This is a genomic window from Streptomyces spongiae (assembly GCF_009377185.1).
In the GTDB taxonomy this organism is placed as follows: Bacteria; Actinomycetota; Actinomycetes; order Streptomycetales; family Streptomycetaceae; genus Streptomyces; species Streptomyces spongiae.
The window spans coordinates 1-23,516 of sequence record NZ_VJZC01000103.1 but is presented as its reverse complement, the minus strand read 5'-3'; the positions used below and the strand labels follow the sequence as shown (position 1 = coordinate 23,516).

The following is a 23,516-nucleotide window of genomic DNA, read 5'->3' as shown; positions in this document are numbered from 1 at the left end:
CTCCTCGCCGATGTCGAGCAGGCCACCTTCCGTGCGGATCATCCCGAACTGCCCTGGAAGCTGGCCGAGGAGTTGGTGAAGCGCTGTCTGCACGGGCCGCGCCGCCGCCATGAGTCCGTCGCGGCCAAGGTGCTCGCGGAGGGCATCACGCCCGAGGGGGTGGCCGTCCTGACCGTGGACCTGGTGCAGGACGCTGCCGAGGAGGTCCTGCCGGACCCGGACACCATGCTGTTCACCGCCGGCCTGGAGGCCCTGGAGACGTCCCTGGCCGCGGCGTTCTCCTGGGCCCGGGCCCAGGAACACTTCCCCCGCGGCCACGGCATGCGCTGGCGGCTCGGAGGCCCGCACAGCGTCGCGGCCGACATTCCCGCCGGAACCGAGGTCGGCGCCGCCGCCGCGGTGGCCTTGGCCCGCGCCCTCCACCGTCGCCGCGGCGGCCTGTTCACCCGTGCGGGCGAGCACCCCCGCGACGCGGACCCGCGCGTCGTCGTGCACGCCGGCATCCAACCCCCCGCTCGCCTGCACGCCGTGCCCGCCCCGCCGGACGCCGTCCACGACGCTCTCGCCGCCGGTCACGTACTGCTGTTCGCGGCGGGTGACGTGGAGGTCCGGCCGGAGACCGCTGCTCAGCGCGACCGCGTACGCGAAGCGCGGGACGTGCCGCAGGCGTTGCGCCGCTCACGGCGGCTGCCCCGGCGGTTCGTCGCCACCGCCTGCGCCTTCACCGTCATCGCCACGATGTTCGGCCTCTGGTACGGCAACGAGAGCAAGGAACGCGCCGACCGCGACCGCATCGCCACGAAGGGCGAGGAACTCGCCGACCGGGCACTGCAACGGGAGACCCGTACGCCGGACCAGGCCCTCGTGGACGCGCTGACCGCTCGTGCCCTCGCCCCGGACTCTGCGGGGAGCCGTGACGCCCTGCTGTCCGCGGTCAATCGTGAGACCTCCATCAGCAAGGTCATCCGTACCAAGGCCACCGGACTGCACAGCCTCGCTCTCAACCACAACGGCCGCTATGTCGCCGGGATCGACGCGAAGCGGCGACTGCGGGTGTGGGACGCCCGCAGCGCCTCACCGGTATCCGTACCGCCGGACCTCCGGAAGGTGAACACGATCGGATTCCCGCAGACCGACGGTGCCCTCGCGGTGGCCACCGACCAGGGAGTCGCACGATGGGACCCGGCCGAAGACGGCGCTCCACAGTGGCGCACGCTAACCCCGGCGACCGCGGTCGCCTACAACGCCGACGGATCCCGCCTGGCGATCGGCGGCCGCGACGGCACGGTGGAGGTCCAGGACACCCGCTCCACGGCGACGGGCCGCCGTACCCTTCTCTCCGACGACTCCGACGACGGCCGGCCGACCACGCTCGCGTTCACCGCCTCGGGCTCCACGCTGGCGATCGGCACGGCAACCGCGGTGCGCATGTGGGACTGGCGGACCACGGCCCGCCCGAAGCGCGGTGCCACCGACCTCCCCGCCCCCGCACGGAACCTCCTGTACGCCGCACCTTGCAAGTGCTTCTACGCACTGTCCGGTGGCTGGCTCATGACCCTGGCGCCGGACACGGCCAAGGTCGTACGCACGTCCGTCGATGTGCCGTACCTGGCCATGCTCGGCTACAGCTCTGCCCGTTCCTCCCTCTATCTCGCGGCCACCAACACGATCGCCGCCTACTCCGCCGATCCGAAGGACCTGGGCTCGGACTCCGGTGAGGACACCACCGATGAACGTACCTCCGCCTCGGACTACTTCGCGTCCTCCAACAGCGGACGTTCCCAACTGGCGGTGAGCGGCGACGGAGAGCACCTGGTGACGCCCTCCAGCAGCGGCGGCCTGGTGCTCTACCACCTCTCCGCTCCGGACAATCGGTACCTCTACGTCTTCGGAGCGCAACTCGTCGAACGCATCCCCGACAGTTCGTCACTGCTCTATGTCACCGGTGTCTACGGGAAAGCCCACATGGGGGTGTACGACCCCAAGACACGCAAGGGCAGAAAGAAGCTCGTGTACATGGGCCCCGTCTCGGGCAAGCAGCCCTCCGCCTTCAGCCCGCGGCTGCGTATGGTCGCGGTCGCGAGCACCGACGGCCTGGTGCGGCTTCGCCAAGTCAAAGCCGCCACCTTCTCCTTCGGTCCAGCCACCGAGCTGACCGGACCGCCCGGGCAACGAGCGTCGGTCACCTTGTTTGACGATCCACACCGGGAGTTCTACGCGGCCTGGGCCCACGAGATCCGCGTCTACTCACTGGCACAGGCCACGTCGCAGCCGAAACTGCGGTACTCGATCACCCTGCCCGACACGGAGCGGGTCGTCGCCGTCAGCGTAGCCCCGGGGCGCAAGCGGCTGTTCGTCGCCACCGACCAGCACCTGTACGCGCTGCCCTACCGCGAGGGACGGTACGCGTGGGCGCACCGTGTGCTGTTGAGCTCGGGCGTGTTCATGCAGGCGAAAGCACTTGAGGACGGCGGCGTGGTCGCCAGCACGCTTACCGGAGCGCTGGCGGTCTACCGGCCTCGCGGCGACGCCTGGACCGAGCTCCCGCTCGCCGGAAAGGGAGACAGCATCGGCGTCATACAGCCCTACGGACGCGAGAGCGTCGTCACCGTGCCTTACCACATCGCCGTCTACGACGGCCGAACCGGCGCGCAGATCGTCAACCTGGAGGTGGCCAACATGCTGCCCACCGCGCTGAACTACGACGGTTCCACCGTCCGCACCCTCGACGACACGTCGTCCGCCATCGCTTTCCCGCTGAGCAAGGCGGCTGTCCTGACCCGGGCCTGCGACCTGCTGGGCAAGAGCGCCCCCGCCACCGTCGCGGAGGTGTGGCCGGACGCACCCGACTCCGTACGCGACAAGCCCCTGTGCGGTGCCGATGCCCACTGAGGGCTCACGGGCGTAGGTCACCGTTCGGGGATGGTCGGCCATTCCTGATGGGTGAACTCGGTGGCGAGGGCGAGAGCGTTACGCGCCCCCGCCGTGGTGGTGGGTGGCTGGTCTCGGTCGCGGGCGTGCTGGTGAATGTGGCGCACGAGGCTCTCGACGAAGGTGGTGAAGTTGGCCCGCTCCGTGGCGGTGGTGCGGTCGTCGATGGTGTCGGCGATCTCCTCCAGCCAGTACGCGGACATGCCGGAGACGACCAGGCCGTCACGGTGCTCCAGCAGAAGGCGGCCGATCCGGAGCGCGAGAGGGAAGCGCCGCTCCTGTTCGGCCACCCGCGTCCGCTCTGCACGTTCCTCCGCGGCGGCGCGACGCTCATGCTCCCGCGCCACCTCGGGCGTACGGCGCTCCCCCGGGGCGCGGACCTGCTCGGCCTTCAGCCGCCGGGCCTTCTGATAAGCACCCTGTTTCGAGGCCACGGCCAGCGCCTCGGCGAAGTGATGCCACGTCACGCCGGCAGCCCGCCCGTCCTCCAGGGCCTTGAGCTGCCCGATGTCAGCTTGCTCCCGCAGGTGCTGCCACAGCTTCACCCGCAGCACGGCCGCCTCCCCGATCAGACTTCCCGGCACGTTCGCGGGCTGCCTGAGGCCGGCTGCCATCCGCTCCACATGCCGCAGTACGAGGAAGAGCTCGTCCGTGTCGGGGAACTTCTCGAACTCGGGGTCCCCGCCCAGCTCGTGCAGTTCCCGCAACCGGTCCAGGAGCTGAGCGGCGTCGATCGTCCCGAGCCGCAGCGCCGGCCGCTTCTTACGGATCGCTGTCGCCTTCTTCGTCTTCATACCCTCAGTCTTCACGCCCAAGGTGGGTTCCCAAAATGGGAACCCACCGCTGAGCACCCTCCCGTAGCCCCGCTGTGATCGAAGGGCCCCGAAGAGTTCAGCAGGCACACACCTGTCCAGCAGGCTGGCTCTCCGACAACAATTGATCACGGAATACGCAGGTGAGGGGCTCGGCCGCTGCCCCTGGGACCTTGCTCTGGAACGGGTTGGGCATGTTGGTAGGACTTGATGGACTGAGAGGATGAAGATCCTGTCGCCTTGTGTCCTGCGGGCTCTTGAGCGCTTCAATGCCGCCTATCCCTGGGATCACAACGCCCGCTATCACCGCTGGATTTTGCGGCAACTGCCGCAACGCTTCCGTCGCGCCGCGGACATCGGATCGGGCAGCGGTGATCTGGCGAGACTCCTCGCCCGACGTGCCGACTCCGTGACAGCGGTCGACGTCGATCCGGTAATCACCGCCCAGGCCCAGAAGCTGACTCCTGCATCGCTTCCGGTGACCTTCACCGTCGCGGATGCGGTAGCCGATTCCCCCGAAGGTTCCTACGACGTCATCACGTGCGTCGCCGCGGTCCATCACCTGCCGTTCGCCCAAGTACTCACCACCTTCCGCAGTCATATGGCCCCGGGAGGGACCTTGGTGATCGTCGGCTTGTCCCGCGCCCAGACCCCTGTGGACCATGTGCTGGGCGTCCTCGCCATTCCGGCCAACGCCGCCATGGGCTGGCTGAAGAACAAGGGCCGCCCCTCACCACGGCCAACATCCATGACAGCCCCTACTCGCGCAGCGGACATGACCTTCGCCGACATCGTCCGCGAAACCGGAACCCTCCTCCCCGGCGCACGACTCCGACGACGGCTGTTCTGGCGCTACACGCTCGTATGGCATCAGCCCTGAGAGACCTGAGGCTTCTCAGACCATGTAGGTCCTGGGGTGCGCTTCGCTGCGGCCGCCGTGGCACTCACCATGGGCTTCACCCCCGGCGCCTCCGCAGCCGAGCCTGCCCGCACCGCCCCCAGCAGGTCGCTGCCTTGGGATGCCTCTTCTCTCAACAAGCGCTTGCGACCCGCAGCAGACGTTGTGACGCGGGCGGGATCGCCGCTTGCCCTCGGTGCGTACGAGCAGAGGTAGCGGACTTCGGTGCGAGACGGGGCCCAGACATGCTCGTGTGCTGCCGTGCACCGGGCGAGAGGAAGCGCGCTGATCTGTCTGGATGGATGCTCGTCCGACAGCCGCTCGGCAGATCAGGTCGGCGTTCCCCTAGTGATGGCCGCGAATGTCGCCGAGTGCACTGCGGATACAACGCATCTGGCGCTCAACCCGAGCCCGGCCCTGACAACGATGAGCCCTCCCCACCCTCCGTCATCGGTACCGATGCCGCGCACGGTCAGCCGAATCGCGCGATCCGCGACCGACTCCCCCGCAGGAGGGGACGTCGATCCGCCGTGTTCGACCTTCATGCGAGGACGAGACACACCCGCACGCCTCTGATGGACCATCAGAGACAGCCCAAGCCATCAGTAAAGCAAAAGTAAAAAGGCCATCTGACCTGCATGTTCACAAAATCACATACGTTGCTCACTTACTCACTCATCAACTCAGCGGTGCTCGCACTCATCCTTGTCCGACTATCCAGAAGGTCAGGATTTGGCGACGAGAAGGGGTTGCAGATGATTGAACTGGCCGATCCCCTCGTAAACATTGACGCCACATCAGTACCTGATCGTGACACTCGCCGCTATAGACGTGTACTGTCCTGGCTGCACTCATACGAGGGGGCATGCTCGCCTGCATCCCCGCACAACGTAGCGTCGTGATCAGCACGGCACCGTACCCTTCAGGGTGGAGGTCTCATGGAACGCGTCTCTCTTGACGGACTCTCAAGTCGACTCGGCGTCATCAAGTCGTTCTCGGACATGTCTGATCCGGAGGAGATCAGCTCACTGGTCAGCGAGCTCCGCCCTCGACTGAGGAATGTGATCGGAACCACCATCGGTAAGGGTGGCGAGGGGAAGACCACCGTCACAGCGAACCTCGCCTACGTCCTGGCCCAGGCGGAGAAGGCGCGAGCCGACCAAGGGAAGCCCGCGAAGCCCATCCTGTATATCGAGCTGGACAGCAACGGAAACGGCCGCCTCAACTTCGGTGTTCGGGGCATGCCTTTCGATGACGACGGCCTCTCGTTTCTGGATGCGCTGACGGACGACAAGGACTTTCAAGTCATCGAGGGTGTACGTCCGTATCTCGACATGGTGATGTCCGGCCGTCACAACGCCGACATCCCCACCGCAGTGACCAAGCTCCACGACAAGCACGGCGTTTCCGCGTACCTGCTGCTGGCCATTCTGTTGGCCCAGATCTCACACCGGTACCGCTGGATCCTTCTGGACTTCTCACCGGGTGACAAGATGATCCAGCGACTCGGCCTGGCCGCCTGCACCCACCTTCTCGCTCCCATGAAGGGTTCCGACAACGCGGTGATCGAGGGTCTTGGAACCCTTGCGGGGCTCGTACGGCAGGTCCGTCGGCTCAACTCGGAAGTCGCCATCACGTCATTGGTCTTCCTCGGATATCAGCGACGCAATGACGAGCCCACCAGTCAGTTGACCAACCTTCGTGAGAAGATCGGCCTGCTGCTGGACCAAGGAGGGATCGACCGGGGCGTGCTGATCGATGCTTATATTCGCGACGGGGAAACCACAGCCAACCTGGCACGCAACCACGGCATGCCCGCCGGCGAGTTCGCTCAGGCCGCAGCCGGTCTCCTGACGGACCCGGAGTCCGGCGAGCTCTCGGAACGTCCGAGGGACGAGAACGGTCGCCTGGCTGACCCTCAGCGCGCATTCGACATCGCCTCGGACTACACCAACGTCGCCCGTGAAGTGGTCCAGCGCATCCGGCACCGCAATCAGGAGATCCAGGGAGCTGACGCCGCATGACATCCCGTTCGCAGACGCCCAAGGCCGGCCGCACTCCGAAGAAAGCCGCCAAGAAGACTCCTGCCGCGAAGCGCTTCCTCATGCCTCAGGTCGATCTCGGAGGCTTGGGGGGCGGCGACGATGAAGACGACCTTCCTCCCCTCGACCTAGGGCGTTTCGATCGCCCGGAGAAGCCCGCGGACACGCCCGCCGAGCAGGCGCTACCCGCACCGGCCGACCCACCCTCGCGGCAGGAAGCGGAAGAGTCCCCCTCCCCCGCCAAGGCGGCTTCCACTCCGACGGACACGGCAGCCGGCCACGTCTCGGTACCGGAAGTGACAGACACGAAGGTGATTCCGGCGCCTGCGCCGAAGGAAGCACCCGTGAGTACGGTCGTGGAGGAGCCGGCTGTACCGTCTCCCGCGCCCGCCCCTGACAACACCCTCAGCGAGCCGGTGTCGGGGGCTCCGGAGCCTGTTCAGGCCTCGCCGATCGCAACACCGCACGAGGTCGTACACCCACGCCCAACTACTCCTGCAACTGCTTCAGCGCCCGCTGCGCCTCAGCCCACCTTTGAGGCAAAGACGACGGCACCCGCGGACTACGCCCCTGCGGACACGTCGTACCCAGGCACCGAGAGTTCCAGTGCCGCCACCCCCGCTGTCTGGGAAGCCGATCCGTCGCTTCAGCCCGCTCGACGCTGGAGCCCTGCTCCGGGTGGCTCCGCGGTACCCGCGAGGCGTCCCCGGCGTGCGCCGAGCCGTCCGTTCTCGCCCAATGAGTCTCATCAGCGCCGGGACGACCGCCTGAGGGAACTCGTCGGCAGTGCCCCGCGCTACGCGGCCCTGCTGCAGTCGTACGCCGTGGCCCAATCGGGCAAGGAGTCCTACCAGAACCGCAACGTCCAGTTGTACGGGCTGACGGCTCAGGAGCTCGCCGATCGCATCACGGTCGACAAGGCCGTCATGACAGCGGTGAACCTCCCAACGCCCCGTTTCACACCGGCCCATTACATCGACGCCGTCCTCGACCACGCGTTGAGCGGGCTCGACCCCCAGGGCACCAGCCTCCAGACCATGGAGGCCGAGCGCGACATCGTCTGGGCGCTCGCACAGGACGGGCTCGCCTACCGCGACTACGTGAACGTGGATCCCGAGATCGCCGCCATGAAGAAGCCCCGCTCGCAGTGCCCGCTGCGCATAAGGGTCAACCAGCGGTACAGCCGCATGATGGACATCCTCCGCACCATGCCGGAGATCAAGACCCAGCCCTTCGAGATCGCCAGCGCATGCGTCGCCAAGTACCTGGAGGGACTGCAGGCCGAACAGCCGGTCTTCGAGGAGTTCTGGAACCGCAACCTGGTGTCCACCTACGAGTGATCGGCCGAACCCGCAACCAGTGATGAAGTAACGAGAGATGGTGGCGGGGCCCGGGTTTCATCGGCCCCGCCACCGCAGTGAGCGGCCGCGTACACCATGCCCGACCGGGCACACTCACGCGTGGGCCTCGCCCGACGTGTCGAGGAGAGCCAACTCCTGCTCGGCCAGGCGAAGCCCACCGACGGGAATGTTCTCGGCCAGATGAGCCGCGTTGATCGTGCCGGACATGGCCAGCACGTGGCGTCCTCGGTGCAACTTCTGTACGCAGACCACGGCGCGATCGTGAGGGCATCGGCCACATGTCTCGGGCGGACAGCCGAAAGCCCGAGGTGCCGAACGAGATCCGCCTGGGAGACTGCGGCGAGGACGCCGAAGTGCTCACTGCTGGAGGCTGTACCAAGGCCGATGCAGCGCAGGTTCGCGACGCACGGGCGATGGCCGACCACCAGCTGGTGCGCCAGGAAGTGGGCGCACCTGATCGTCCACTACTGCCTGACCGGCATCGTCATGTAGCTCGCCGACGACCATGGCATCGACCCGGACCGTATCTCGTTCGTCAAGGTCCCCAAGCACATCCGCCGCAGTGTGGTCCGCCAGCGCACCGGCACCCCGGCAAGGATCCGAAGGTTCCTGACCTCGCTGGCGGCGAAGGTTCGCCGGAAACTCGGCAATGGGACCCGTCGTCGTGATCAGTGCCGACGAGCAGCAGTTCAAGAGGGAAGGTGCTGTCCGACCCGCCACTCCTGGGGCCGGGAGCGGACCCGGTGCAGCGGCTGATCGCCTACGGCCGTCAACGCGCACCGGCGGGTGCTCGCGGTGCTGCATTGCCTGGAGGCCGGTGGCAGGCCCGAGTGCTGAGAGACGGCGACCGCCGCCGGAGTCGCCGCTCGGTCGGATGAATGAGGGCGATCAAGCGGGAACCTCGCTGGTCATCGAGCGTGATGCCGTGCGTGGACCCGTGCCACGAGCTGTAGGTGAGCCGACCTGACTGGATTGTTGACGACGTGGCGGCCGACGCCGACACCGCGTCGCTCACCTTACAGAGTCTGCCCACCGGCTAATGGGGGACTTCGCCGACGGGCGCGTATGAGGTCGTCGGCCTTCGTAGATGCTGTCTCCCGCCGGGAGGGAGGCATGGGCCGACGAGCGAGGCGAGCACCTTGCGCGGCGGCAGGAACACCCGGCGACCCCGGCGCCGCTTGGTCACCCCCTTGGACCCGCCCTGTAGCTCCTCCGCTGGGGAGACGACTTCGGGGGAGCGCCAGGAGCCAGTGGACTTGACACTCAAGCTAATGATGTTAGCTTTTAGCTAAGGGCAGTAGCTATCTGGGTTCGGAGATCACCATGACTGAGTTTCTGGCCATTGAGGGAAGCGGAACGATCGCCTACGAGGTGACGGGTGCCGGTCCGCTCGTGGTGCTTGCGCACGGGATGGGAGACACACGTGAGGCTTACCGGTTCCTCGGTCCGGCCCTGGTCGGGGCCGGGTACCGGGTCGCGGCGGTGGATCTACGCGGCTGCGGCGAGTCCAGCACGGGGTGGGCGTCCTACACGCGCACCGCGATTGCCGGGGATCTGATCGCGCTCGTGCGCCACCTCGGTGGTCCCGCGGTGCTGGTGGGCCATTCCATCGCGGGCGGCGCGGTGACCATCGCCGCGGCGCAGGCCCCGGAGCTGGTCCGTGCCGTTGTGCAGCTCGCTCCCTTCACCCGCAAGTTGCAGGTCCGGCTCGGCGACCTGCGGGTGGCGAGCTATCGCCGCGGCGCAATCCACCTGGCCGGAATGACCCTTTTCGGCAGTAGGCGCCAGTGGGCCAAGTATCTCGACGCCGCGTATCCCAGCATCAAGCCGGCGGACTGGGACGCGCGAACGGCCCAGCTCATGACGCTTTTCAAGGAGCCGGGACGGATGAAGGTACTGCAGAAGATGGGCACGACCTCTCCTGCCGATGCCGGCGAGCAGTTGGGGAACGTCGCCTGCCCGGTGCTCGTCGTGCAGGGCAGCGCGGACCCCGACTGGACTTCGCCCCGAGCCGAAGGCGAAGCAATCGTGGCCGAACTGCCCAGCGGCCTGGGCCGCCTGGAAATGATCGACGGCGCCGGACACTACCCGCACGTGCAGTTCCCGCAGCAGACCCTCTCCGTGGTCCTGCCGTTCCTGGCGCCGCTCACCTTGGCGGAAGACAGTGCCCGTGCCTAGGGCGGGCCTGGACGCGGCCACGGTCGTCGCGGCCGGCGCGGAACTCGCGGACGAGATCGGCTTCGCCGAACTGACCATGGCGCGACTGGCCGAGCGGGTCGGCGTCAAAGCCCCGTCGCTGTACAAACACGTCGCTGGCCAGGACGACCTCAACCGTCGCATCGCCGCCCTCGCCCTCGCCGAGGTCGCCGACACCCTCGGCACCGCCATCCAGGGACGCTCGGGTCGTGACGCGCTGGGCGCCGCAGCACGGGCGCTGCGCCGATACGTCCTCGATCACCCCGGCCGTTACGCCGCGACCGCTGGTCTCACAGCAACCGGGCCGGAGGACCCCATTGCCATCGCCGCAGCGCAGGGAATCGCTCCCTTCGCAGCGGTCCTGCGCGGCTACGACATTACTCCCGACCAGATGCCGCACGCGCTCCGCTCGCTGCGCAGCGTCTTCCACGGCTTCGCCACACTGCAGGCCACCGACAGCTTCCAGTGGTCGGCCGACGTCGATGACAGCTTCGACTGGCTCATCGACCTCGTCGACCGCGGCCTTCGCGCGACACCCGCTCCCTGAACCTGCTCAGCACAGGCGGATCGTGCAGGCCTCCGGTCCCCGGCTGAGGCTCTGGGCGAACGTGCCCACAAGCTCCTCGGGCCGCCCGGCCCGGAAGAAGCATCGGCGGCCCTGCGGCCACGGTGTGAGTACTCCTCAACGAGTCCGGCGGGGGCGATGAACCTTCCGGTCGGCGAGGGTTGCCGGGTGAAGTCGGGTGCGGCGGCCGGACCGGAGCGACTTCGGGGTGGGAGCCGTCAAGCCGCAGGGACATGGTACGCACCTCCCTGAGAGGGAAGAGCACGGGATCCTGCTTGGGGGGCCACGCCTTAGGAGAAGTGGACCGGTTACCCACAAGGGGCACTTGCCGCGGCCGGTTGTCCACAACACGCGGTTGGACTGAACCTTCCTCAGTCCAACCTAGGGATGCAGTCGCTTCAGTCGCTGCCGGGTTCCATGACTTCTTCACACATCAGAAAGAAGTGACTTGCGTCACATAATCTTGATTCGGAGTGCTGCCCAGGAAGGCGGCGTTAAGCCGCTCTCTGGTCGCTGAGGGTTGGGGTCCTATGGGGGCAGCGACTCAAAGGCCAGCGACTGGAGTGCGTTCGGTCGCTGCTTCAGTCTCAAGAGAAACCGCAGGTCAGTCTGGGGGCTATCGCCGTGCAGCGACTGAAGCGACTCAAGGTCCCTATATATCAAGGACTCCTGTGCGTGTGCGTGTGTGTTATATATAGGAGCCTTCAGTCGCTTCAGTCGCTGTTTGGTCTGGCTTAGGGCTTTGACCTGCAAGTATTCAGAAGCGACTGAACAGCTACCGAAACCGCCTCAGTCGCTGGCCTTCGGTCTCGGTCGCTGAAGCCCTGCCTCGGGCCGACGACCCCCCGCCGACACGGCCGGAATCTGATTCGGATCTGCTCCCTCCCCCGCCCGGTCAGGTTCGCTAGTCTGTGCCCGTTACTGAGTCGCTTCGGTCGCTGGTGTGGGGTGTGAGTGTCTGCTGAGCTGGGGGTTTCGCACAGCGACTCACGGCAGCGAGCCGTCGTGCGCCCGGCGGAGGCCATCGCGCAGTGGTGCGCTCGCAGGGGTTGGCCGGTCTTCCCCCTGGCCGCGGGTGCCAAAACCCCCGTCGCGAACTGCCAGGCCTGTCGGGAAAACGCCCACTTGGTCACCGACTGTCCCTGTCTGCGCACCGGACGGGGGTGTCACGGTTTCCACGCGGCGACCCTCAGCCAGGAACGCATCCAGCAGTGGTGGGGCCCGCACCCTGAGTACGGCGTCGGCGTCTCCTGCGGCCCCGCGGGCCTGCTGGTCGTCGACATCGACGCGCACACCGCCGAGCAGCCCGCCAGGGACAGGCTCCTCCCGGGCATCCCCATCGGGGACCAGGTCGATCTCACCGGACTGGCCAACGGTTTCCACACGCTCGCGGTCCTCGCCGCGCTCAGGGGCCAGGCCAGCCCGGCCGATGACGCCACGACCCTCCGGGTGCGCACGCCGTCCGGGGGCATGCACGTCTGGTACCGGGTCACCGGCCCCCGCCACTGGCTCTCGTCAGCCGGGAGCAGTCCCCGCAGAGCCCTGTCCTGGCAGGTCGACATCCGTGCCCAGGGGAGCTACATCATCGCTCCCGGTACCACCACGAAGCGGGGCCCCTACGTCCCTGTCGGCGTCGTCCGTGAACCGGCACCGCTCCCCGTCTGGCTGGCGCAGGAGCTGCAGCGCACCGGTCACCTTCCCACCGCGAGCATCCCGGCACCCCGGCCTGTCCCTCCACGGGCCCAGCAGGCCGTTCTGGCGGCCGGGGGCGGCCGCAGCGCGGTTCAGTCGTTCCTGGCCTCCGTACTGGCCGACATCAAGGCCTGTGGCCAGGTCGAGGAAGGAGCCGGCTTCTCCGAGGTCCTCAACCGGGCCGCCTACACCCTGGGCGGTCTCGTCGCCGCAGGACGCCTTTCCCAGGAAGAGGCTGAACGGACATTGACGGAGACGGCCTGTGTGGCCCGTCCGGGACAGGAGAGGCGGATCGACCAGATCATCCGCAGCGGCCTCTCCGCAGGCCTCAAGAGGCCCCTCTACGCCACGGGGAGGCACCCGTGAGCTCCCCTCGTCCGGAGACCCTCTTCGAATTCGACGCCGAAGCCGTCGCCGCCCAGATCCGCGCTCAGGCAGCGGTGCCCCTGCCGGCGCAGACGACTCCGGAACGCACGGGTGGGGAGACGACGGCCAACGGGCTGCTGCCCGACACTCTCTCCGACCGCGGCAACGCCAAACTCTTCGTCAAGCTGTACGCGAACGACTACCGGCACGTCCCCGGCATCGGCTGGTACAGATGGGACACCACCCGCTGGCAGATCGACGAGGACGACACCGTTCTGTGGGCGGCCGGCGACCTCGCGGAGAACATCGCCACCCATGACCCGCGGGGACTCTTCACTACCACAGCGCTGCAGCAGCACCGCCGTCGGGCTCTGTCGACCACAGGCATCAACGCCATGCTCATGCAGGCCAAGTCGGCCCCCGGCATGGTCCTCAACGCCTCGCGTCTGGACGCCGACCCCTACGCTCTGTGCACCCCCCATGGAGTCGTCGACCTGCGTACCGGGCTGGTCAAGGCACCGGATCCGAACAAGGACTTCCACTCCCGTTCCACGACCGTCGGCCCGCAGACGATGCCGACTCCGCGCTGGGACCGCTTCCTGGCCGATACCTTCGGGGACAACGCCGAGGCCAGGGAGGTCATCGACTACCTCCATCTGCTGCTCGGGTACTCCGTCACCGGCGACGTCGGCGGTCAGGTTCTGCCGTTCCTCTTCGGCTCGGGCAAGAACGGCAAATCCGTCCTCATGGACGTGCTGATGAAGGTCCTGGGGGACTACGCCGACGCCGCCCCGCCAGGATTCCTGATGGCCAAACCGTACGAGGGACACCCCACGGACCTTGCCGAGCTGCACGGCCGGCGGGTGATCGTCTGTTCCGAGGTCAAACCGGGCGACAAGTTCGACGAGGCCCGCGTCAAGCACCTGACGGGCGGGGAGCGGATCAAGGCGCGTCGTATGCGCCAGGACTTCTTCAGCTTCGAGCCCACGCACAAGCTCTGGCTCCTGGGCAACCACCGGCCGGAAGTCGGTACGGGTGGCTTCGCGTTCTGGCGTCGAATGCGGCTGGTTCCCTTCGAGCGTGTCGTCCCCGACAGCCGGAAGATCGACAACCTCGCCGACATGCTCGTCACCGAGGAAGGCCCGGGCATCCTCACCTGGCTCATCGACGGCGCACGCCGGTACCTCGGCAGTGACCGTGACCTCACCGGTCCGGAGCGTGTTCGTATCGCCACCAGCGCCTATGCCGAGACCGAGGACCACACCAGCCGTTTCTACGAGGAGCGTTGCTGCCTCGGGCCCGAGCTGCGGGCCGAACAAACAGCCCTCTACTCCGAGTACAAGACGTGGTGTCAGAATGAAGGAGCACCGGCCATGTCTTCGCGAGCCTTCGCGGCCCGCACCCGCGAGCTGGTCGGGCTGGCCTCACCCAAGGAGATGATCCTGTCCAACCAGCGCAAGCACTACCCGGGCATCGGACTGCTCAGTGAAGACGAGAGGGACGCCAGGTCATGAGTTCCTTGATCAGTGTGGATGAGATCAGCCATGAGACGGAGCTGATCTGGCTGGAGGACATCGCCACGCTGGACTATGTGAGGCAGAGCCTGGACCGGTTGCCCACCCGCCAGGGCAGGCCCGCGTACCACCGGGACGGTCGCATGGTCGGCTACGCGCTCCTCGGTCCCCAGGCCAAGCCCTCCCGGGCCTCCGGCACCTTCCGTCGCCGTGTCTTCTGGGTGCTGCCCCATGACCGGGACGCGGAGCCCGACGGCCTGTACGCCAAGAGCGCCCCGGCCGAGGCGGTGGACCCCCGCACTCTCGAACCCCGGGTGAAGGGCTACAAGACCGAGCGATCCGGGGGCGGACCGCCCTCCACGGCCATGCGGGAACTGGGCATAACGCATCCACTGTGACGGCGGCGGACACGCTGCGGCGTTGAACAGGGGACTCACTCACCTTGCTGAGAGAGTCCCCTTTGTCGTTCCCGGGTGAGGAAGGACGGCCCTGCTCACCAGCCGTAACGTATGTCACGCGAGCGACTCCGTCACTTGACTTTAGCGACTGATAAAGTCCAATGAGTGAAGCGGCTTGTGTCTCGTGGACTGTCCTCGCACGGCCGATCCTGCGCCGCCGCTTCCCGAATCTCCGCGATCGCAAGGACGCGTCGGGGAGCCCGGACCTTCTGCTCCTTGGGAGTTCGTCATGGCTGTCCTGCTGCACAGGCTGGGTCATCTCGCCTTCCGGCATCGCAAACTGGTGCTGGCCATCTGGCTCGCGGTACTGGCCGCTCTGATCGCGTGCGTCAGCGTGTTCGGTGCCAAGCTCGACGATCGGTTCACGGTGCCGGGCACCGAGTCGCAGCGCGCGCTCGACACGCTCGGCAAGACGCTTCCCGAGGCGTCGGGGGCCAGCGCCCAGATCGTTCTGACCGCCCCCAAGGGGCACCACATCACCGACGCGGTCTATCGGGGGACGATCTCGCACGTGGTCGAGGAGGCGACGAAGGCCCCCCAGGTCAGCGCCGTCGTGGGGCCCACCGTTTCGGGAGCTGTGTCGGCCGACCGCACCACGGCGATCGTGCAGGTGCAGTACCCCGTGCAACGGGCCGAGGTCCATACGGCTTCCCGGGACGCGATCGAGGACGTCGCGAGTACGGCCACGCGGGACGGGTTGAAGACCTCCGTGGGCGGCTCGGTGTACGGCAGCAATGGCGTCCACGTGGGCCCGTCCGAGATCATCGGAGTCCTGGTCGCCGTCATCGTCCTCGTCGTCACCTTCGGTTCCCTGCTCGCGGCGGGAATGGCGCTCGGGCCCGCCCTCATCGGCGTGGCCGTGGGGCTGGCGGGGCTGCTCGCTCTCAGTCCGGCACTGAGCATCTCCTCGACCGCCGTCACGCTGGCCCTCATGCTCGGCCTGGCGGTGGGCATCGACTACGTCCTGTTCATCCTCACCCGACACCGTCAGCAACTGGCCCGGGGGAGCAGTCCCCAGGAGTCCGTGGCCCTTGCCACCGGCACGGCGGGCAGCGCCGTGGTGTTCGCGGGCAGCACCGTGGTGATCGCCCTGTCCGCGTTGAGCGTCATCGGCATCCCGTTCCTCACCACCATGGGCCTGGGCGCCGCCGCGGCCGTGCTCGTCGCCGTCCTCGCGGCCATCACGCTGGTTCCCGCCCTCGCCGGATTCGCCGGCGCCAAGCTGGCTCCCAAGCCCGGCAGCCGAGCCGCCCAACGGGCGGCCGACCCGGACGGGCCCGCCGGCAAGACCACCCTCGGCGCCCGCTGGATCCAGAAGGTCGTGGCCAAGCCCGTGCTCTCGGCCCTGGGTGTCGTGGGCATCCTGGTCGCCCTGGCCCTGCCCGCGGCGGATCTGAAGCTGGCCCTGCCCGACAACGGTGCTGCAGCTCAGGGTTCCACCGAACGCAAGGCGTACGACACGATCGGGGACGAGTTCGGCCCCGGATTCAACGGTCCCCTGCTCATCCTGACCAAGACCGACCACGGCTCCGGGGAGCAGTCGGGCACGAAAGTCGCGCAGGAACTGCAGCGCTTCAAAGGTGTCAAGGCCGTGCTGCCGCCTCAAGCCACCGAGGACCCCCGGCAGTCCGTCGTACAGATCATCCCCGAGTCAGGGCCCGAGAGCTCGCGTACGAGCCAGCTGGTGAGCGACATTCGCAAGGCGGCGCCCGAGATCCGTGACGCCACCGGGGCCTCCGTCGCCGTCACCGGCGCCACCGCGGTCAACATCGACGTCTCCGACCGGCTCAGCGACTCCCTGTTGCCCTTCATCGCGATTGTCGTCGGACTCAGCCTCGTCCTGCTGACGATCGTGTTCCGCTCGCTGGTCATCCCGCTCAAGGCCGCCGTGGGATTCTTGCTGTCGGTGGGCGCGTCGCTCGGCCTGGTCGTGGCCCTGTTCCAGTGGGGCTGGCTGGCCGATGTGTTCGGCATCCCCCACACCGGGCCCGTGGTGAGCTTCCTGCCGATCATTCTGATCGGTGTGCTGTTCGGACTCGCCATGGACTACGAGGTCTTCCTCGTCTCGGGGATGCGCGAGGAGTGGGTGCGCACCGGCCGGGTCCGGGACTCGGTGACCAACGGCGCTCGCCACAGCGTGCGGGTCGTGACCGCCGCGGCACTGATCATGTTCACCGTTTTCGCCGGGTTCTTCCCCCTCGACGATCCGTTGATCAAGCCGATCGCCTTCGCACTCGCCGTCGGAGTGGCCATCGACGCCTTGGTCGTCCGGTTGACCCTCGTGCCGGCGGTTCTCGCTCTGGCGGGGCGACACGCATGGTGGTTGCCGAAGTGGCTGGACAAGGTTCTGCCCGACCTCGACATAGAGGGAACGAAACTCGAGACAGAAGGGACAGAACCCGAGCAGGCTGCGTCATCGAGGGCCGGAGAACCCCGACCGGTCTCCTGAATCAAAGATCACGTGGGGGTCCGGTACAGCGGTTCACGAACTTCGTACCGGCCCTCACTCTTTGCGCGGTCACCCCCGTAAAAATACGCATGGCGCAGTTCGTGGGGCGGCGGCGATGCTTCTGCCATGGAGTTCTGGCGGACCCTTTGTGGCCCGAGTACGTATGTCGCCTTGAGTGTCGAGGGCGTCTCGGCACAGGCCGGTCCCTGCGTCGGACGGCGAGTCTCCGTGGTGTTGTGCTCACTCCAGGTCTGTTTGTGCTGGCTGATCCGCCAGATCCTCGCACTCGGGTCGACCGAGACATCCCCACAAGGATCATGAGTATGAACCCGCCGTTCGCTCCTTTCGCTTTTGGATGCCGCACCAGTGTGTTCACCCACCATCGGCTCCACGATGTCCTGACCATTCTGGCCGACCTCGGTTACGACGGGCTGGCCCTCTCTCTCGACCACAATCACCTCGACCCCTTCGCTTCGGATCTGCCGCAGCGCGTCGACAGCATCGTCCAGAGGCTCAGGTGGCACGACCTCAGCCTGGTCGTGGAGGCCGATGCGCCGTTCCTTCTCGATCCATGGGACAGGCACCAGCCGACCATGATGGACGCCGGAGCGTTGGCCAAGTCCCGCATCGAGATGCTGCTTCAGTCCGTGCATCTCGCGGCCGACCTCGGCGCCGAGACTGTCAAGCTGGTCAGTGGGCCGACGCCCGCGGGCCTGTCGGAGGCGGAGGCGTGGCACAGGCTCACGCGAGGCATCGAAGCGGTGCTGGCCCTTGCCGAGAGGTACGGCATCTCGCTCGCCCTGGAGCCGGCACCGGGGATGTCCGTCGACACGTTGGGGCGATTCCTGGAACTGGTCGAGCGGGTCGATCACCACCAATGCCTCGGGCTGGCCCTGGACTTCGGGAATCCTTCCGTGTGGGAAGGCAAAGAACTCGCCGCGTATTTGGACGGGATCGCCTCGCGGCTGGTCCATGTGCAGATGGCGGGTTCGGACGACGACAACAGCGTGCTGGCCGCCCTGCGGGACATCGAGTACCGAGGCCTTGTCTGCGCCGATCTGTCAGCCGGCTCCCTGGACGCCCCACAGGCCGCCCACCGAGCTCTTGAGCAGATGTGCATAGCTGTGATGGATCTTCCTCCTGCCGCTGTCGTCGACGAGGAGCCCTTGCGGACGGGGCCAGTTGCCGAATCGAACGGACTCTCTGCCCCCCTTTCCGTCGCGTCCCTCCTCTCCATGGGATTGGAACCGTCCGCTCAAGCATGGCTGAATGAGGCGGTCGTTCGAGTGGCCATGGATCCGGGCGTGATCGTCGAACTCTTTTCCGAGGCGGGGAGCCGTTGTGGGCAGGCTCGCCTGAACGGGTTGTGGACCGCTGGCGAAGCCGCCCGGGTCCTGCTCCTGTCCACACTGCCCCTGGGCGGCGAGGAGTTGGCGGCCTCGGTCGGGGACCTCTACCGGCAGGGTGGCCAGCCGGAACAGCGGGCCGTACTGCGTGCCTTGGACGTGCTGGACAGTGAGGAAAGGCGTCTGTCCGGGCACGGACTGGGCGAGTGTGCCCTGCCGCTGATCCATGAGGCGCTGCGGAGCGACGACATGGCACTCGTCGAAGCCGCGATAGGGGAGTACGCGGCGAATCATCTTCCGGCCGAGGAGTACAGCCAGGCCGTGCTGGCATGTGTGCAGCATGAGATCACCCCTGACGGCGTCTCGAAGTTCTGTGAGGCGGCCCGGTACGAGATACCCGGGGACCGTGATGCGGCGCGCAGGGTCCCTCTCGCGCCGCAGCACCTCTCCTGGTCTGCCCGCTCCACAGTCGCCACCCTCCTGCAGCATCTGTTCGACCAGGACCGATCAGCAACGGAGGACGGGCCTTCCTCGACACCTGGGGGCTCGGAACCGTCTCAGGCTCGATGAGAGCAGGCCATCGACGCCGGGTGGTGCGCGGTCGCCGACGACCGCGCCAGTGCTCTTCGCCGGTCGTCGGCCTTGCTGGTCCGAGGCCGATTCTTCCCCGTCACCGAGAGCGTGGTGCTGACGCGGAACTCTCGGCACCGGCCTTGGGGAACATCGGTACAGCGGTTATCGGTGAGAACGATCATGGTCCGATTGGCAGGGTGCTGACCCGGTTCTCGTACTCGCGGCGGGCCTTGCGCTGGGCTGGGACCGCTGGGGCGCCCTAGGCGCCGTCGAGCGGCTAGCAGCGGGCAAGGAGCCCGCGGTGCACTGCGGGGACGGCGGTGACGCGCAGGGTGTAGCCCTGGCCGCGCCGTACGGTCGCCCCCTGGCCGAGCGCGGCGCGCTCGGCGGGCTCCAGCTCGGCGGTGCGGAGGTAGTCGGCGACCTCGCCCGGCATGTCGAGGGTGATCGGCAGCTCCGGGGCGGGTGCGTCCTTCTCGATGGCGGTGTGGTCGGGCAGGAGGTCGGCGACGGCCGTACGGATCACGCCGCGGCTGACGCCGTGGTCGCGGGCGAGGGCGGTGATCGAGCGGTTCTCCAGGTACGCGGTGCGCACGGCGCCGGTCTTGTCGGCCGCCACGGCGGGGCGGCGTCCGCCCTCGCTGCCCTTGCCATCGTTTACCGACAGGCGTATCGCCTCTCAAGTCTCAGCCGAGGCTGGTCCCTGGCCGACCGAATCGAGCAGCAGTGAGGTTGCTTGCCACTGCCCCCTGAGGCAGCCGTCATACCTTGCTGCGGTATCCGGCAAGGAGGAGGGCGACCATGCCCTTGGCGTCGGCCTGATCGTAGTCGGGGCCGGTGATGCAGAGGTTTCCGATGGCGCGCATGAGCGTGTAGGCGGTGACACCGGGGCGAAGTTCGTCGGCGGCAGCGCAGGCGTCCAGCAGCGTCGCGCAGGCCGGGACCAGGGTGTCGAGCATGAGGGCGTGGAGGTTCTCCAGTCCCGGATCTCCGGCCCCCAGCGCCGCGCCGAGGCCGTGCTTGGTCACCAGGAAGTCCACGAACGCGTCCGTCCACAGGGTCAGAGCGGTGAACGGCGAGGCGGATTCCTCAAGGAGCCCGGGCGCGAGAGCGGCACAGGCGTCGATCTGGTGCCGGTAGACGGCGGTGACGAGGTCCGCGCGGGTCGGGAAGTTTCGGTAGACCGTGCCGACACCGACGCCGGCGCGTTGGGCGATGTCGCGGACGGGTGCCTGGATGCCCTGCTCGACGAAGACCGCCGCAGCAGCCTCCAGTACGCCGCTGCGGGTGCGCTGAGCCTGTGCTTGGCGTACCCCGACCGACTCCGGCACGGATGGCTCCCTTTGCTCGCGGAACAATGTTCCGCTAGTTTGGCGGAACGGTGCTCCGCCAAATTATGGCATCCCGGTACTCCTAGAAAGTGCAGGACCCTCATGTCCTCGTCCCACTCGCTCAGCCAGCAGATCGTCTCGGTCAAGCCCATCGTTGCTCCCTCGCCCGGGCGCGGCCTTGACCTTCGGCTAAAGGTCACCGCACCCCGGTCGGGCCGGAACCTGCCTGTGATCGTTTTCTCCCACGGGAACGCGTGGTCACTTGATGGGTACGAGCCCCTCGTCGACCGGTGGGCCGCCGCCGGATTCGTCGTGGTGCAGCCCACCCACCTGGACTCCCGGCGCAACGCCATCGCCTGGGACGACCCGCGCTTCGCTACCATCTGGCGCGTGCGGATCACCGACCTGCACGCAATCCTCGACCACCTCGCAGACGTCCTGGCCCAGGCCGGCCTGGAGACCCGCGCCGACCGTGAGCGCACTGCCGTGGTCGGTCACTCCTGGGGCGCCCAGACCGCGGGCGCCCTCCTCGGTGCGCGCGTGCTGGACGCCGAGGGTGTTGTGGGAGAGGACTTCTCCCACTCCGCGGTTTCGGCCGGCGCGCTGATCGGGGCGACGGGAACCGGCGACTCCCTCACCCCGTTCGCCGCCGAGAACCTTCCGTTCATGAAGCCGGACTTCTCCACCATGACCACCCCGGCCCTGGTCGTCGCGGGCGGCAAGGACGACTCGCAGCTCTCCACCCGCGGGCCGGAGTGGTTCACCGACGCGTACCACCTCAGCCCGGCGCCCAAGAGCCTGCTCAGCATCACCGAGGCCGAGCACACCATGGGCGGAATCGCCGGCGAGAAGGTCGCCGAGACCACCGACGAGGACCCCGCCCGTGTCGCCCTCATAGCCGACGCGATCTCCGCCTACCTCCGCGCAGCCCTCGACCTCGACGACGCCGAGTGGACCGCCCTCAACAGCACCGCCGAAGGCAGCGACGGTACCTGGAGCCTCGCCAGCAAGTGAGCTCAGCCTGACCGCCGGGGCACACTCGGCGGTCAGCTCTTCCACGGCTGCTACTCGGTCGGCGACGACCGTCTGTGGGGCGTCAACCGTCGCCAGAAAGGTGCCGGGAACACGCTGGCCGCGCTCAAGTCGATCCGCGCCGCCCGGTCCGACGGCGCACCGATCTACGTGATCATGGACGACCTGTCCGCCCACAAGGGCACCGCCATCCGCCGCTGGGCGAAGAAGAACAAGGTCGAACTGTGCTTCACCCCGACCTACGCCTCGTGGGCGAACCCGATCGAGGCGCACTTCGGACCGCTGAGACAGTTCGCCATCGCCAACTCCAACCACCCCAACCACACGGTGCAGACCAGAGCCCTCCACGCCTACCTGCGCTGGCGCAACGCCAACGCCCGCCACCGCGACGTCCTGGCCGCCGAACGCAAAGAACGTGCGCGCATCCGCAGCGAGAAGGGAACCCGCTGGGGCGGACGCCCCCTCAGAACCGCAGTTTGAACATAACGTCACACCCACGCGGTCGTGGCACAAGTCGGACTGATCGGCTATGTAGGCACTCGCACAAGGTCTTGGAGCAGGCTGCGGGTCAGGCAATGGGACGAGCGCCCCACGCGTTCTGGAGAGCTGTCTGCACGTCCTTCCCGAGAACGGCGTGCGTCCTCCCGCCTGGCAGGGTGGGCAACTCAGCCCAGTGAGTCACGGTTTCAGCACTGGTAAGGCCGTAGGGCAAACGGACGATCCCGTCAGAGTCGACGAAGCAGTCTCTGTGCTCTGCCCCGTCCTCACTCCAGTGCAGAGTCGTGAAGTACATCGGCCTCACCAGCCAAAATTCCTCCCCCAACGCCGTATCGGACTCAGTGACGCTGTCAGCCGGATACCGACCCGTGATCGCTGCTGCCACCGGTGTACCACTCCGAGGCAGTCTGTCGCGTGCGTCAACCCACGTCACCACGGTGTTCAGATTCGTCATCTCCACCCTCACTCAGGCACTCGGCAAGTCCTCTTCTGCCCATATGCCGACCCAACGGCATATGGGCAATGCCCGACCTCGGCACCCGGCAAGACCGCTCGGCGTTCACGAAGGTTGCTTGAGACGGAACGAGCACGGCATCAAGAGATCCGCGACACCCTCCCTCCCTCTCCAGACTTACGCGCCCCCAGCGGCCGGATCAGACATCACCGCACGTCCAACCGCCATAACCAACCAACTCGGCGAACCTACGTGGTCACAGCAGTAGATAGCCATGATCGTTCTCACCGATAACCGCTGTACCGATGTTCCCCGAGGCCGGGCACCAACTGGCGAGCCCGGGGATCGCCCACACCCTCCTGATGCCTCAGGCCTACGGCAAGGGCATCGTCATGCCGGTCGAGGCCCTGCGGCCGGCCACCCCGAAAGCTTCCGCGCGGCACCCGCCGAGGCAAGGCGCACCTGCCTCCCCCCGTGGAGAGAAGCCACACCGCGGACACATCGCCACCCGGCCTGTGTCTTCGACGCCATCCCGGCTCTCCCAGCCGGCCACACGACATCATCCGGCCGAAGCCGACCGACACCACGTCACCGTGCACGCCCTGCCCGACATCGTGTACATCAACGAGTAACTGGGGCACGCCGCGCAGGCCTTCCACCCGTCTGCCCCCGCCGAGACCGGAGCCCCGGTCGCCGGACACCCGATCACGAGCCCGCACGGCCGGCCTGCGCGTGCCGCCGACAACACCGCGCTGGGCCTCCGGCCGATTGTCTCGTCGAGGAGTACTTCTGTCCGCCGGCGTCCGCAGACGTCCGCAGGCCCAGCGGCGGATGAGGGGGTCCTCTCGCCGCTGGGCCTGGGTTCGCGTCGATCCCCGTCCCCACGGGTTCGGCGCCTCGGGCCACCTCCGCTCGCGCGGCCCGGCTTCCTCGGGCGGCGCTGGTGCGGACGCCGCCCGAGGGATTCAGGGGTGTGCGGGGGCGGGGAGCCGCTGTTC

At 67.6% G+C, this 23,516-nt stretch carries 17 protein-coding genes and 1 pseudogene; 13 read left to right on the top strand and 5 right to left on the bottom strand.

The window, feature by feature from the left end; all coding sequences use genetic code 11:
• A partial coding sequence (locus tag FNH08_RS50775) for a WD40 repeat domain-containing protein (protein WP_194238509.1) occupies positions 1–2,892 on the top strand: 2,892 nt, incomplete at its 5' end.
• A 17-nt stretch (positions 2,893–2,909) separates the two neighbouring features.
• Here FNH08_RS50775 and FNH08_RS17020 read toward each other — a convergent pair.
• Positions 2,910–3,725, bottom strand: coding sequence for a hypothetical protein (locus FNH08_RS17020; RefSeq protein ID WP_152772334.1), 816 nt, complete (start codon positions 3,723–3,725; stop codon positions 2,910–2,912).
• 241 nt (positions 3,726–3,966) lie between these two features.
• Between FNH08_RS17020 and FNH08_RS17015 the strand changes: the two genes are divergently transcribed.
• From FNH08_RS17015 to FNH08_RS17005, 3 genes are all read left to right on the top strand, one after another.
• The gene (locus tag FNH08_RS17015) at positions 3,967–4,623 is read left to right on the top strand and encodes a class I SAM-dependent methyltransferase (protein WP_152772333.1); all 657 of its coding nucleotides are present in this window, start codon (positions 3,967–3,969) and stop codon (positions 4,621–4,623) included.
• A gap of 956 nt (positions 4,624–5,579) precedes the next feature.
• Entirely contained in the window at positions 5,580–6,665 is a 1,086-nt protein-coding gene (locus FNH08_RS17010) for a ParA family protein (RefSeq protein WP_152772332.1), read from the top strand.
• Between the two features lie 842 nt (positions 6,666–7,507).
• Positions 7,508–8,023 carry a hypothetical protein gene (locus tag FNH08_RS17005; RefSeq protein WP_152772331.1) on the top strand — a complete coding sequence of 172 codons (516 nt, stop codon included), beginning with the start codon at positions 7,508–7,510 and terminating at the stop codon, positions 8,021–8,023.
• Positions 8,024–8,137: 114 nt separating this feature from the next.
• On the opposite strand, the gene FNH08_RS53080 is transcribed toward FNH08_RS17005, so the two are convergent.
• Positions 8,138–8,260 (bottom strand): hypothetical protein, encoded by a 123-nt coding sequence (locus FNH08_RS53080; RefSeq protein WP_265579774.1) that lies wholly within the window; start codon positions 8,258–8,260, stop codon positions 8,138–8,140.
• A 1,107-nt stretch (positions 8,261–9,367) separates the two neighbouring features.
• Here FNH08_RS53080 and FNH08_RS17000 point away from each other — a divergent pair.
• From FNH08_RS17000 to FNH08_RS16970, 7 genes are all read left to right on the top strand, one after another.
• Entirely contained in the window at positions 9,368–10,222 is an 855-nt protein-coding gene (locus FNH08_RS17000; protein WP_152772330.1) for an alpha/beta fold hydrolase, read from the top strand.
• Positions 10,215–10,787 (top strand): TetR/AcrR family transcriptional regulator, encoded by a 573-nt coding sequence (locus tag FNH08_RS16995; RefSeq protein WP_322724673.1) that lies wholly within the window; start codon positions 10,215–10,217, stop codon positions 10,785–10,787. Before FNH08_RS17000 ends, FNH08_RS16995 begins: the two co-directional genes overlap by 8 nt.
• 1,041 nt (positions 10,788–11,828) lie before the next feature.
• Positions 11,829–12,863 carry a bifunctional DNA primase/polymerase gene (locus FNH08_RS16990; protein WP_322724675.1) on the top strand — a complete coding sequence of 345 codons (1,035 nt, stop codon included), beginning with the start codon at positions 11,829–11,831 and terminating at the stop codon, positions 12,861–12,863.
• Positions 12,860–14,377 carry a DNA primase family protein gene (locus FNH08_RS16985; protein ID WP_322724671.1) on the top strand — a complete coding sequence of 506 codons (1,518 nt, stop codon included), beginning with the start codon at positions 12,860–12,862 and terminating at the stop codon, positions 14,375–14,377. The genes FNH08_RS16990 and FNH08_RS16985 overlap by 4 nt, the downstream gene beginning before the upstream one ends.
• The gene (locus FNH08_RS16980; protein WP_152772328.1) at positions 14,374–14,775 is read left to right on the top strand and encodes a DUF6009 family protein; all 402 of its coding nucleotides are present in this window, start codon (positions 14,374–14,376) and stop codon (positions 14,773–14,775) included. Before FNH08_RS16985 ends, FNH08_RS16980 begins: the two co-directional genes overlap by 4 nt.
• A gap of 289 nt (positions 14,776–15,064) precedes the next feature.
• Positions 15,065–17,284 carry an MMPL family transporter gene (locus tag FNH08_RS16975; RefSeq protein WP_152772327.1) on the top strand — a complete coding sequence of 740 codons (2,220 nt, stop codon included), beginning with the start codon at positions 15,065–15,067 and terminating at the stop codon, positions 17,282–17,284.
• 323 nt (positions 17,285–17,607) lie between these two features.
• Positions 17,608–19,200: a TIM barrel protein gene (locus FNH08_RS16970; protein WP_152772326.1), complete on the top strand. Its 1,593-nt coding sequence runs from the start codon at positions 17,608–17,610 to the stop codon at positions 19,198–19,200.
• 280 nt (positions 19,201–19,480) lie between these two features.
• On the opposite strand, the gene FNH08_RS16965 is transcribed toward FNH08_RS16970, so the two are convergent.
• Together FNH08_RS16965 and FNH08_RS16960 are read right to left on the bottom strand one after the other, a co-directional pair.
• The gene (locus tag FNH08_RS16965) at positions 19,481–19,822 is read right to left on the bottom strand and encodes a resolvase (protein ID WP_228034186.1); all 342 of its coding nucleotides are present in this window, start codon (positions 19,820–19,822) and stop codon (positions 19,481–19,483) included.
• 142 nt (positions 19,823–19,964) lie between these two features.
• The gene (locus FNH08_RS16960) at positions 19,965–20,534 is read right to left on the bottom strand and encodes a TetR/AcrR family transcriptional regulator (RefSeq protein ID WP_322724670.1); all 570 of its coding nucleotides are present in this window, start codon (positions 20,532–20,534) and stop codon (positions 19,965–19,967) included.
• 102 nt (positions 20,535–20,636) lie between these two features.
• Here FNH08_RS16960 and FNH08_RS16955 point away from each other — a divergent pair, with 102 nt between their 5' ends.
• Both FNH08_RS16955 and FNH08_RS16950 read left to right on the top strand, forming a co-directional pair.
• A complete protein-coding gene (locus FNH08_RS16955; RefSeq protein WP_152772324.1) occupies positions 20,637–21,548 on the top strand; it encodes an alpha/beta hydrolase family protein in 912 nt (303 codons plus the stop codon).
• Between the two features lie 21 nt (positions 21,549–21,569).
• Positions 21,570–22,046: pseudogene (locus FNH08_RS16950) on the top strand (transposase); the annotation flags it as partial.
• A gap of 88 nt (positions 22,047–22,134) precedes the next feature.
• Here FNH08_RS16950 and FNH08_RS51960 read toward each other — a convergent pair.
• Entirely contained in the window at positions 22,135–22,518 is a 384-nt protein-coding gene (locus FNH08_RS51960) for an AQJ64_40280 family protein (RefSeq protein ID WP_152772323.1), read from the bottom strand.
• Positions 22,519–23,516 lie beyond the last annotated feature (998 nt).